12 protein-coding genes are annotated in these 10993 nt (G+C 50.8%); all 12 read left to right on the top strand.

Going from position 1 to position 10993, the window contains the following annotated elements; genetic code table 11:
• Positions 1 to 85 precede the first annotated feature (85 nt).
• Positions 86 to 508: a hypothetical protein gene (locus ACO0LL_RS01865; protein ID WP_422949188.1), complete on the top strand. Its 423-nt coding sequence runs from the start codon at positions 86 to 88 to the stop codon at positions 506 to 508.
• 217 nt (positions 509 to 725) lie between these two features.
• Positions 726 to 4004: a fused isobutyryl-CoA mutase/GTPase IcmF gene (gene icmF, locus ACO0LL_RS01860; RefSeq protein WP_422949187.1), complete on the top strand. Its 3279-nt coding sequence runs from the start codon at positions 726 to 728 to the stop codon at positions 4002 to 4004.
• 307 nt (positions 4005 to 4311) lie between these two features.
• The gene (locus ACO0LL_RS01855; protein WP_422949186.1) at positions 4312 to 4719 is read left to right on the top strand and encodes a hypothetical protein; all 408 of its coding nucleotides are present in this window, start codon (positions 4312 to 4314) and stop codon (positions 4717 to 4719) included.
• A gap of 161 nt (positions 4720 to 4880) precedes the next feature.
• Entirely contained in the window at positions 4881 to 5120 is a 240-nt protein-coding gene (locus ACO0LL_RS01850) for a hypothetical protein (protein ID WP_422949185.1), read from the top strand.
• 62 nt (positions 5121 to 5182) lie between these two features.
• Positions 5183 to 5677 (top strand): nuclear transport factor 2 family protein, encoded by a 495-nt coding sequence (locus tag ACO0LL_RS01845; protein WP_422949184.1) that lies wholly within the window; start codon positions 5183 to 5185, stop codon positions 5675 to 5677.
• A 15-nt stretch (positions 5678 to 5692) separates the two neighbouring features.
• Complete coding sequence (locus ACO0LL_RS01840) at positions 5693 to 5989, top strand: cupin domain-containing protein (RefSeq protein WP_422949183.1); 297 nt, start codon at positions 5693 to 5695, stop codon at positions 5987 to 5989.
• 84 nt (positions 5990 to 6073) lie between these two features.
• Positions 6074 to 6550 (top strand): VOC family protein, encoded by a 477-nt coding sequence (locus tag ACO0LL_RS01835; RefSeq protein WP_422949182.1) that lies wholly within the window; start codon positions 6074 to 6076, stop codon positions 6548 to 6550.
• A gap of 145 nt (positions 6551 to 6695) precedes the next feature.
• Positions 6696 to 7133, top strand: coding sequence for a hypothetical protein (locus tag ACO0LL_RS01830; protein ID WP_422949181.1), 438 nt, complete (start codon positions 6696 to 6698; stop codon positions 7131 to 7133).
• Positions 7134 to 7377: 244 nt separating this feature from the next.
• Entirely contained in the window at positions 7378 to 7878 is a 501-nt protein-coding gene (locus tag ACO0LL_RS01825; protein ID WP_422949180.1) for a DinB family protein, read from the top strand.
• Complete coding sequence (locus tag ACO0LL_RS01820; RefSeq protein ID WP_422949179.1) at positions 7875 to 8303, top strand: GNAT family N-acetyltransferase; 429 nt, start codon at positions 7875 to 7877, stop codon at positions 8301 to 8303. Before ACO0LL_RS01825 ends, ACO0LL_RS01820 begins: the two co-directional genes overlap by 4 nt.
• Before the next feature lie 179 nt (positions 8304 to 8482).
• Positions 8483 to 10543: a PAS-domain containing protein gene (locus tag ACO0LL_RS01815; RefSeq protein WP_422949178.1), complete on the top strand. Its 2061-nt coding sequence runs from the start codon at positions 8483 to 8485 to the stop codon at positions 10541 to 10543.
• A 74-nt stretch (positions 10544 to 10617) separates the two neighbouring features.
• On the top strand, positions 10618 to 10959 hold the full coding sequence (locus ACO0LL_RS01810; protein WP_422949177.1) for a zinc ribbon domain-containing protein YjdM: 342 nt from the start codon (positions 10618 to 10620) through the stop codon (positions 10957 to 10959).
• Positions 10960 to 10993: the final 34 nt, after the last annotated feature.

Here is a 10993-nt window from a genome sequence, read left to right as displayed (position 1 = left end):
GATGATCAGACAAGGCTCACTTTGACAAAAGTGAGCCTTGCTGAATGTTGCAGAGCAAGCTGACCAAAACTTTATCCTGCTCCGTATGTTCAAAAAACTCTTGGTGATATCAATAGCCGCATCTGGCCTGTGCATGGCAACTGCCAATGCTGCACCAGCCTCAATTTTGCGCCTCTACTTACCCTGGCTGGCGCTGGCGAGGGAAGATGGCGAACGGCTTACTGAATTGAAACTGACGCAAGCCTGCGGAGAATTCTGGGGCTTGGCAGGCATCCCTAAAGACTGGAGTGTGGAAATTATCAGCCCGAGTTCTGGCACTGCGGTCTTGCATGCCAGCGCAGGTCATGGTGCTTCCAGTCTGTTTGATGTGCGCGCATGGAATGGGGTAGTACGCATAGCGGGTGCTCATGCTAGCTGCAAGGACTTGAGTGTGGTGCTTGTCACCGAAACAGGTGACAGACGCAAGGAATACCAATTGTCAGGGCGTGAATTGCAATTGCGCAAATGAACGGTGCAATTAAGCAAATATTCAAGCGGGGTACTTAATGCAAGAATTGCCAATCAACTAATATGAATGAATGCAATCGATGAATTGCATGAAAAACATGATTTCAATTTTTAATTGACGTTTACGTTAACGTCATATAACTTAGCCTAACCCAAACATAGTTATTGTTGCTAAATAGCAATAGTCACTGTGATAAAACAAGACCGATGAGGAAGACATGACTGACCTGTCCGTTGCCCAGAACCTGACTGAATACAAACCTGCCAACAAAGTGCGCTTTGTTACCGCCGCTTCCCTGTTCGATGGCCATGATGCCTCGATCAATATCATGCGCCGTATTTTGATGGCGAATGGTGCAGAAGTGATCCATCTGGGTCATAACCGCTCGGTAGAAGAAATCGTCACTGCCGCCCTGCAGGAAGATGCCCAGGGCATCGCTATTTCCAGTTATCAGGGGGGCCATGTCGAATACTTCAAATACATGATAGACCTGCTCAAGCAACGCGGTGGTGCGCATATCAAGGTGTTTGGCGGTGGCGGTGGTGTCATCGTGCCGGAAGAAATCGCCGATCTGCATGCTTATGGCGTGACCCGTATTTTCAGCCCTGAAGATGGTCAGCGCATGGGCCTGGTGGGCATGATTTTGTCAATGATACAGGCTTGTGACAGTGACCTGTCCGGCTATGCACCAACGACGCTGGCAGTATTGCAGCAAGGCGATATCGCCGACAAGCATCGTCCGCTGGCGCAATTGATTACCGCGCTGGAAAACGACAAGGTCGCGCCAGAATTGCGCACGCAATTGATGGATGCGGCAAAGGTGAGCAAGACACCTACCCTGGGTATCACGGGTACTGGCGGTGCGGGTAAATCATCACTGACGGATGAACTGATACGCCGCATACGCCTGGACCAGGATGATCACCTGAATATCGCCCTGATTTCCATAGACCCATCGCGCCGCAAATCTGGCGGTGCCTTGCTGGGTGACCGCATACGCATGAATGCCATTAACCCATGGAAGGGCAAGCTCAAGGTTTTCATGCGTTCGCTGGCAACGCGTGAAGCGGGTTCCGAGATTTCGCAGGCCTTGCCAGATGTCATCGCTGCCTGCAAGGTCGCCGGTTTTGACCTGGTTATCGTCGAGACTTCCGGCATAGGCCAGGGTGATGCGGCGATTGTGCCGCATGTCGATGTATCGATGTATGTCATGACACCAGAATTTGGTGCTGCATCACAGCTGGAAAAAATCGACATGCTCGATTTTGCCGATTTTGTGGCCATCAATAAATTCGACCGCAAAGGCGCACAGGATGCTCTGCGCGACGTCGCTAAACAATACCAGCGCAACCGCGAATTATGGACACAGAAGCCAGATGAAATGCCAGTCTATGGCACGCAGGCTTCACGCTTCAATGATGATGGCGTGACTGCGCTGTACCAAGGCATCTTGCCTGCACTGGTGCAACGTGGTTTGCTGGCCAAGCCCAGCAAACTGGCAGCCATCAGCGTCAAATATTCCAGCGCCAAGAATGTCATCGTGCCACCAGCCCGCAGCCGTTACCTCGCTGAGATTGCCGACACGGTACGCGCCTATCACAAGAATACCGGCAAGCAGGTCTTGATCGCCCGTGAACGCCAGCAACTGCAAGAAACCAAGCGCATGCTGTCAGTGGCAGGCAAGTCTGCTGATTTTGATGACTTGATCACGGAGCGTGAAAACCGCCTCGATGGTGAGTCCAAAAAACTCATCAGCATGTGGCCAGACATGCAGGCTGCCTACGCGGGCGATGAATATGTCGTCAAGATTCGCGATAAAGAGATACGCACTCGCCTGGTACAGCAATCCCTGTCTGGTACCAAGATACGCAAGGTGGCTTTGCCGCGCTTTGTCGATCACGGTGAAATCCTGCGCTGGCTGTTGCTGGAAAATGTGCCTGGTTCTTTCCCCTTCACCGCCGGTGTGTTCGCCTTTAAACGCGAAGGCGAAGACCCTACCCGCATGTTTGCTGGAGAGGGTGATCCTTTCCGTACTAACCGCCGTTTCAAGCTGGTGTCGCAAGGCATGGATGCGAAACGCCTATCGACTGCATTTGACTCAGTGACCCTGTACGGCGCGGACCCGGCCATACGTCCTGACATCTACGGCAAGGTCGGTAACTCTGGCGTTTCCGTTGCAACGCTGGAAGACATGAAGGTCTTGTATGATGGCTTTGATCTGTGCGACCCGGCCACATCGGTATCCATGACCATCAACGGCCCTGCACCGACGATACTGGCTTTCTTCATGAATACTGCCATCGACCAGCAGATGGAAAAATTCCGCATCGATAACAAGCGTGAACCCACCGCAGATGAATCCGCCAAGATACGCGCCTGGGTATTGCAGAACGTGCGCGGCACCGTGCAGGCAGATATCCTGAAAGAAGACCAGGGCCAGAACACCTGCATCTTCTCGACAGTATTCTCCTTGAAGGTCATGGGCGATATACAGGAATATTTTGTCCATCACCAGGTGCGCAATTTCTATTCTGTTTCCATCTCCGGCTACCATATTGCCGAAGCAGGTGCGAACCCGATTTCTCAACTGGCGTTCACGCTGTCAAATGGCTTCACCTTTGTCGAAGCCTATCTGGCACGCGACATGCATATCGATGATTTTGCGGCCAACCTGTCCTTCTTCTTCAGCAACGGCATGGACCCTGAATACACGGTGCTGGGCCGCGTGGCCCGCCGTATCTGGGCAGTGGCAATGCGTGACAAATATGGTGCGAATGATCGCAGCCAGAAACTCAAATATCATATCCAGACCAGTGGCCGTTCCCTGCATGCACAAGAGATCGATTTCAACGATATCCGCACAACATTGCAAGCCCTGATCGCGATCTACGACAACTGCAATAGCCTGCACACCAATGCCTATGATGAGGCGATCACCACGCCTACTGATGAATCAGTGCGCCGCGCTTTGGCGATCCAGCTCATCATCAATCGTGAATGGGGTCTGGCGAAAAATGAGAATCCTATCCAGGGCAGCTTCATCATCGAAGAACTGACCGACATGGTAGAAGAAGCCGTGATGCAGGAGTTTGAGCGCATCGCCGAACGCGGTGGTGTACTCGGTGCCATGGAAACCGGTTACCAGCGCGGCAAGATACAGGAAGAATCCATGCACTATGAACACCTGAAACATGACGGCACCTTGCCCATCATCGGTGTGAATACCTTCCGCAATCCTAAAGCCAATGACACGCCGCAAAAGATAGAACTGGCGCGTTCTACCGAAGAAGAAAAGCAATCGCAATTGCAACGCCTGGCAGATTTCCATGGACGTCATGCGGATGTGGCACCGAAGGCGCTGGCAGCCTTGCAGCAGGCGGCGATCAATAATGAGAATGTGTTTGCCAGGTTGATGGATGCGGCAAGGGTTTGTTCTTTGGGGCAGATTACTACGGCGCTTTTTGAGGTGGGGGGACAATACCGACGCAACATGTAGTTGTGTCACGCTGATAAATCCATTAAGCGGGCGCATTACTGCGTTGCAAATGCTCGCAATACCGACGTATTGCTGTGCAAGGGGTAACGTTGGCCTTGCTCTGCATCCCGCTGAATGAATTTCTCAGCGTGCCACGGATACGGTTGGCTGATGGGCGACGCTGCGCGCGCCGTGTGTTAAACCACTTATAATTTGGAGTGTTGGGCCAATTCTTAATTGTCGTGTCAATTTCTAATAACAGGTAAAAATGCGATACATCTTGTGGATAGCACTGCTTGCGACATCACAGTCATTTGCTGCGACTTTTATGGTTGAAGAAAAGCCTTTGCTTGAAGTGCCAGGCAAGGTGGTTGAGGCGATCAAGGCGCAGTATAAGGAAATGCCTGTCGATTACAATGAAAAGCCTTGCAGGTTTATTGGCAAGAAAATTGCCTTGCGCGCAGTGAAAGACAAGCTTGAGGATTGGGCGGTAACGACAGCGGATGCATGTAGCTGGGCTGCTGCTTCTGCGCCTGTCTGGGTGTTGGTCAAGGATGATACCAATCAATACAAGTTGGTGCTATATGCACCCATATATGATATGACTGTCGGTTCAGGATCGCAAAATGGCTTTCATCATATTGCAACAGCCCGGGCAACTGCGGGGTGGAGTGAACAACTACTTTGGAAGTTTGATGGAAAAGTCTATAAGCTGGCTAAAAAATTGACCCAGTGATTCCATAATGAAGCAATGAGCGCAATGTCTGCGTCTTACCACTGCTAAGCCCGAAAACTCTTCGGGCTTTTTGTTTTTTTGCTCAGCGCTATTTATTGCTAGAATACCTATCTACATTTAATCTGGTCATGGCTGCGGTCTGCGGCTTTCAGGAGTATTTCATGCGTACCATTCTCGTTTTAGCTTGCGTCTCTATTCTTGCTGCCTGCAACAAGCCTCCAGAACCCAAGGTGGAGCCTAGTGCTTCGGCTAATTTTCTTTCCGAGCAGAAAGCGCAGCTGGATAAGGCTAAAGAGGCGGCGCAGTTGATGCAGCAGAAGGCGGATGAACAAAGGGCGATTGTTGAGGTCCAAACGGGTGGGGCTGTTGCCAAGCCTGCGAAAGGTGATGCGGGCAAGTAATACTGTTTGTGAGGCACTTCGCGGTTGGTAAGCGGTATGTGTTTTTCCTTTAGGGAGCATTCATGTTGATTTCTTTTCGTCGTCTTGCCCTGGTTTCCTGTCTTAGCCTGCCTTTACTTGCTCATGCGCAATTGCCTGTGCAGGCCAATCCTGATCATGAGGCCATTCTGGCCAGTGCGGATGCGCGGCTGGCTGCGAACAAGCGGCTGGTGTATGACTTTTGGCGGGAAGTGTTTGAAGGCGGGCATATGGAGCTGGCGGACAAATATCTGGCCGAGTCCTATATGCAGCATAACCCCGGAGTAGGGACAGGGCGTGCGGCATTTGTCGAGCTGTTCAGCAAATTCGTCAAACCCAAGGACATACAGGCCAAGGTCAAGGCGCCGCTGGTGGCGATTACTGCCGAGGGCGATAAAGTGATTTTGAGCTTTGTCAGTACCGTGCCAGATCCCAAAGATGCTAGCAAGAAATACACGACGACCTGGTTTGACATGTTCCGCATAGAGAATGGCAAGATTGCAGAGCACTGGGACCCGGCTTTAAAAGACAGTCATTGAGAGGTTGGCAGACAGATGTTGCATAAAAATTTGATTTCAGAGGCGGCATCTTTGCCCAGCGCCTGGCGGTCTGCCATCCTGGGCAAGGCTGGTGGTGCGCAAGTCAAGGTCTTGCGCATGGATGAATGCGATTATCCTGATGAAACGCATGATTTTACCGAGGCCTTGCTGGTGCTCGACGGGCAAATGAATCTGGATATCCACGGCGAGATTGTCGCTGTCAAAGCGGGTGAGCTGTATCTGGTGCCTGCGCATACGCCGCATGCGGTTGCGGCGGGTAGCAGGGGTACCCTGATTATTATTGATCAATAATGCAGCATTGCAGCAATGCAGAATTGAGTTTTGGCTGTAGCTTGTAAATCCTCTTGAATCTATATTTAAAATGGAGACGGCATCATGCAAAAAATCACCCCTACCCTCTGGTTTGATCATCAGGCTGAAGAAGCAGTACATTTTTACCTCGACATCTTCAAGGATGCAAAAATCCTGGATGTAGTCCGCTATGGCGAAGGTGCCCCTCTGCCCAAGGACACGGTGTTGACGATCAAGTTCACCATGGCCGGGCAAGAATTCGTCGCCCTGAATGGTGGGCCTGTATATAACTTCACTCCTGCCATTTCCTTCGTCATCGATTGTGAAACGCAGGAAGAGGTGGATTATTACTGGGACAAATTGTTGGCGGGCGGTGGTCAGGAAAGCCAGTGTGCCTGGCTCACTGACAAATATGGCCTGTCCTGGCAAGTTGTACCCCAAGCATTGATCCGTTATCTCAGTGATGCCGACCAGGAAAAGTCACAAAGAGTCATGATGGCCATGTTCCAGATGAAGAAAATCATCATTGCGGACCTCGACAAAGCCTACGCCGGTAATTGAGTTTGTAAAAAATGTAAATTTTGTAAATGTTTCTGCCTATATTCAAGTTTTGATTTTATTTATGTAAGATTGCCAGACCCAAAATTCAGCGTATGAATTGCTGATTGCCAGTCTAGAAATCACTTACATCCAAAGGTAAATAAAATTGAAACTACCAAAGTCATTGATCGCTGCGTTTTTCTTGTTCGCCATGACGGGGTTTGCCATGGCTGAGACTATCGTCGTGAATCCTTACGGTAAATACCTGGAAGGTGAGGATGTGGAAGTGGAGATGGCGCAATTTGCGGGTAGAAATGCAGATGGCTTGTATGATATTTTGCTGAAGATGAAGGGTGCCGCAGCGTTTAATGCCGGTATCGATGGCAAGACCATTAAATACCGCGCAGTACATGGCGGCTCCGGTGTGGATTACCAGCTCAATGGCAAAACACGTATGTCGCTAAGGCAAAATTCAGGCGGTTCTGCTTCGACTTATCAAGTGTTCCTGGATGGCAGAACAATTTCCATCAATGAGGTAAAAACAAAATCGCAAGAAGTGCGTCCCCTGCATTTACTGACTGCCTCGACGGAAGCGGCGAAATAAGCTGCTATAGCAGTTTCAACCCTAAGCTTCATTATCAATGCCTGTCCAGACGACAGGCTTTTTTTTGCCCGCTTCCTGTGAAGGGCGTCCAACAAATAAATACATTAATGGCTAAAATAGCTGCACTCTGTGTGCTGTCATTTTGCTGCACATATCGTTCATTTACAGGTCACTGAGCGTTCACATAGCACTCATATGGCACTCACATAGCGTTGCATGAACAAGCCTGTCTCACCGGAATCATATGCATACCAAAAAACTTTTACTGAATTTGTTTGAATACAAAGCCTGGGCCAATACTGACTTGTATCAGCTCATGGGAACTGTATCGCCAGCCGAACATGCGCGCGAGCTGCATGATGCAATAAGAATACTCAATCACATCTACGTGGTGGATCAGATTTTCATCGCCAATCTGCAAAGTGAGCAGCATGGCTTTACTGCCTTGAACACCAAAGAAACACCCACACTGGCTGATTTGCAGCATGGTGTGCAGCATGTTGACCGCTGGTATATAGACTATGTCGCAGCACAGCATGAAACCAGGTTTGCAGACGACATACGCTTTAACTTTGTCGATGGCACCCCTGGCTGCATGTCACGTGGCGAGATGTTATTGCACGTAGCAACCCATGGCAATTATCACCGGGGTGCAGTGGGCCGCATCTTGTTCCAGATTGGCAAACAGCCGCCAAAAGACACCTTGACTGTGTTTTTAAGCCGCCAGGCTGTGGATAAGCCTTGATAGCAATACGGCTTGCCATTGAAAAAGATGCTGCCGCATTGCAGGAAATCTACCGGCTCTGCATTATCGAAGCGACATGGCAAATCCGCACGCCTGGAACTATTCCTGATTTTGCAGCGGTTTCCTGCGGTGAAACCATCTGGGTCGCGGTAGATACCTGCGACCAGGTGCTGGCCTTGCTGGCTGTGCAAGACGAGCATGCTTATATTCACCATTTATATGTGCATCCGGCGGCACGGGGCCAGGGAGCAGGGCGGGTTTTATTGCAGCATCTGCAGGCGCACCTGGCATGTCCATGGCAACTCAAATGTGTGGCAAGCAATCATGCTGCCATGGCATTTTACCGTCACCTGGGCTGGCGTGAACTGGAGATGGGGACAGGAGAAGACGGTGCTTATTATTTGCTTCAATTTGATCCACTATGAAGGATCACTTATATAGCAAGATGCATGTTGCCAGATAGCACGATTGTGGCAGAAGCTGTTATTCTGTTGCCCACAGGATTTGCCGCTTGTAGTCTGGGCGGGTTTGATGAATACTCGAATATGCGCTGTATTTTCTAAAAACACTGTTAGTACTGTTTTCAAATCAGTCAGGGATGCCTATGCCAGGCCAAGTGGAATTATCCAGAATTGCCCTATACCGCGCCATGGTAGAGCAAGCTCTGGATGCGTTGCTGGTCATGGAAGGCGGTGTTTTCATTGACTGCAATCCTAGTGCTGAGAAAATGTTTGGTTTTTCAAGAGAGCAGTTGCTGTCCAGTTCGCCTGTGCATTTGTCTGCTGCCACACAATTTGACGGCCAGGATTCCCTGGTTGCCGCCAATCGTTACATAGAGCTGACCCTGGCGGGACAGCCCCAGCGCTTTGAGTGGGCTTCACGCCGGGCAGATGGTAATTTATTCACTTCTGAAGTTGCTCTTAACCTTCTTGAAGACCATGGCAGGCGATGCATTATTGCTGCGGTACGTGATATTTCTGAACGCAAGCAGGCCGAGCTGACGGCGCGCAAGAAAAATGAAAAGCTGCGTGTTTTACTTGAAAATTTTCCCGGCGGCGTCTCCCTGATTGATGAAAATCTCAGGTTCGTTGCCTGGAATGAAGAATTATTGCGCATGCTGGACTTGCCCGCCGCGCTGTTCGAGGGCAGGCAGCCGCTGGTCAGCGAGATATTCGAAGCCAATATCAAGCGCGGAGAATATGGTGAATTCAGTAGTGCCAGCGATGAAGATAAGCTGGCCAAGCTCATGGCCATCATACAAAGTGACAAGCCCTATTCCTATGAGCGCATACGTTCTGATGGCAGCATCATTGAAGTGCGTGGTGTCCCGGTAGATGGTGGTGGCGGCGTGGTTACTACCTGTCTCGACGTGACAGCCAAACGCCGTATAGAAATTGAATTCCACAAACAGTCATTATTCCTCAAGGCAGTGCTGGAACACATGCCCCAGGGCTTGAGCGTGTTTGATGAACAACTAAAACTGTATTTATGGAACCAGGGCTTCCTCGATGTGCTCGACTATCATCCTGATGCGATCTACGAAGGCGTGCCATTTGAAGATTTATTGCGCATCATGGCTACGCGTGGTGAGTATGGTGAAGGTGATATAGAAGAGCTCATCAATTCCCGCCTGAGCCTGGCAAGACAGTTTCAGGCCCACCAGTTTGAGCGGGTAAGGCCAAATGCCCATACCCATCTGGTGCAGGGCAGGCCCATCCATGAAAACGGCAAGCTGCAGGGCTTTGTCACCACCTATACCGATATCACTGAGCTTAAAAAAGTGCAGACTGCCTTGTCGAAAGCCAATGCGCTGCTGGAACAGAATATCGCCGAGCGCACGACCGAATTGCGCCATACCCAGGATGATCTGATGCGCAGTGAAAAGCTGGCTGCGCTGGGTTCACTGGTAGCGGGTGTGGCCCACGAACTCAATACCCCCATCGGCAATAGCTTGCTGACGGCCAGCACCTTGCAAGCCAAGACCCAGGAGTTTGCGCAAAAAATTAGCGATGGCAATATCCGCCGCTCGGACCTGACAGCTTATCTGCAGGCCGCGCAACATGCCAGTGAGCTCATCGAGCATGGCTTGAACAATGCGGCTGACCTGGTTGCCAGCTTCAAGCAGGTGGCAGTAGATCAGGCCAGTTCCAAGCGCCGCCGTTTCCAGCTCAACAAGGTTTGCCATGACGTGATTGCCACCATGATGGCCAAGATACGCCAGGCGGGCTTGCAGATCAGCGTGGACATCCCCGTCCACATAGAGCTCGACAGCTTCCCGGGCCCACTGGACCAGGTGATCTGCAACCTGATTGACAATGCCATCCTGCACGCCTTTGAAGGCAAATCTGATGGTCAGATCTGGATCAGTGCCACCATGCTGGGCCAGGACAGGGTGGAGCTGCGTTTTGACGATAATGGTGTCGGCATACCAGCAGAAAACCTTGGGCGTGTATTTGATCCCTTCTTCACCACCAAACTCGGTCAGGGCGGCACCGGACTGGGCATGAATATCGTCTATAACATCGTCACCAGCCTGCTGGGCGGTGATATCCGTATAGAAAGTGAGGAGGGGGCGGGCACCAGTTTCATCATGCAAATCCCCCTGGTCGCCACCGTTAACGATACCGACCCCGATACAGACCCCGATACCGACCACGCTGACTAAGCTACTCGGGTATTGCCGGTTTCAGGCAGGTGGTCGGCTATACTGCTTTTCTTTTTGCACCAGGAAAGCATCACATGTCTCAATCTCCCGCCTGCCCGGTCTGTTCGATGGAAAACACATATCCGGATGGCGATAATTATATTTGTGCCGATTGTGCACATGAATGGCCGATGCAGGCTGCCACCAGCGCTGACGACAATGATGAGCGTATAGTCAGGGATTCAAATGGCAATGTACTGGCAGACGGCGACGCTGTTGTCCTCATCAAGGACCTCAAAGTCAAAGGCTCATCGACCACCCTGAAGATGGGGAGCAAGGTAAAAAGCATACGCCTGGTCAGCGGCGATCATGAAGTCGATTGTAAAATGGATGCAGGCAATTTCATGTTGAAAGCCTGTTATCTGAAAAAGGTCTGATCCAAGTTGAAGTAAGTCTGATAGGGAGCAAAGC

It is taken from the genome of Undibacterium sp. TC4M20W, from assembly GCF_049340245.1.
GTDB lineage: Bacteria > Pseudomonadota > Gammaproteobacteria > Burkholderiales > Burkholderiaceae_D > Undibacterium.
Note: the sequence above shows the minus strand (reverse complement) of the source record. Positions and strands in the feature narration are given on the sequence as shown.

Excerpts from the sequence above, each read along its gene's own strand:
- ACO0LL_RS01810 (WP_422949177.1), top strand. The coding sequence starts at position 10,618 with ATGTCTCAATCTCCCGCCTGCCCGGTCTGTTCGATGGAAAACACATAT.
- ACO0LL_RS01845 (WP_422949184.1), top strand. The coding sequence starts at position 5,183 with ATGTTGATTTCTTTTCGTCGTCTTGCCCTGGTTTCCTGTCTTAGCCTG.
- ACO0LL_RS01835 (WP_422949182.1), top strand. The coding sequence starts at position 6,074 with ATGCAAAAAATCACCCCTACCCTCTGGTTTGATCATCAGGCTGAAGAA.
- ACO0LL_RS01840 (WP_422949183.1), top strand. The coding sequence starts at position 5,693 with ATGTTGCATAAAAATTTGATTTCAGAGGCGGCATCTTTGCCCAGCGCC.
- ACO0LL_RS01850 (WP_422949185.1), top strand. The coding sequence starts at position 4,881 with ATGCGTACCATTCTCGTTTTAGCTTGCGTCTCTATTCTTGCTGCCTGC.
- icmF (WP_422949187.1), top strand. The coding sequence starts at position 726 with ATGACTGACCTGTCCGTTGCCCAGAACCTGACTGAATACAAACCTGCC.
- ACO0LL_RS01855 (WP_422949186.1), top strand. The coding sequence starts at position 4,312 with ATGGTTGAAGAAAAGCCTTTGCTTGAAGTGCCAGGCAAGGTGGTTGAG.
- ACO0LL_RS01815 (WP_422949178.1), top strand. The coding sequence starts at position 8,483 with ATGCCAGGCCAAGTGGAATTATCCAGAATTGCCCTATACCGCGCCATG.
- ACO0LL_RS01865 (WP_422949188.1), top strand. The coding sequence starts at position 86 with ATGTTCAAAAAACTCTTGGTGATATCAATAGCCGCATCTGGCCTGTGC.
- ACO0LL_RS01825 (WP_422949180.1), top strand. The coding sequence starts at position 7,378 with ATGCATACCAAAAAACTTTTACTGAATTTGTTTGAATACAAAGCCTGG.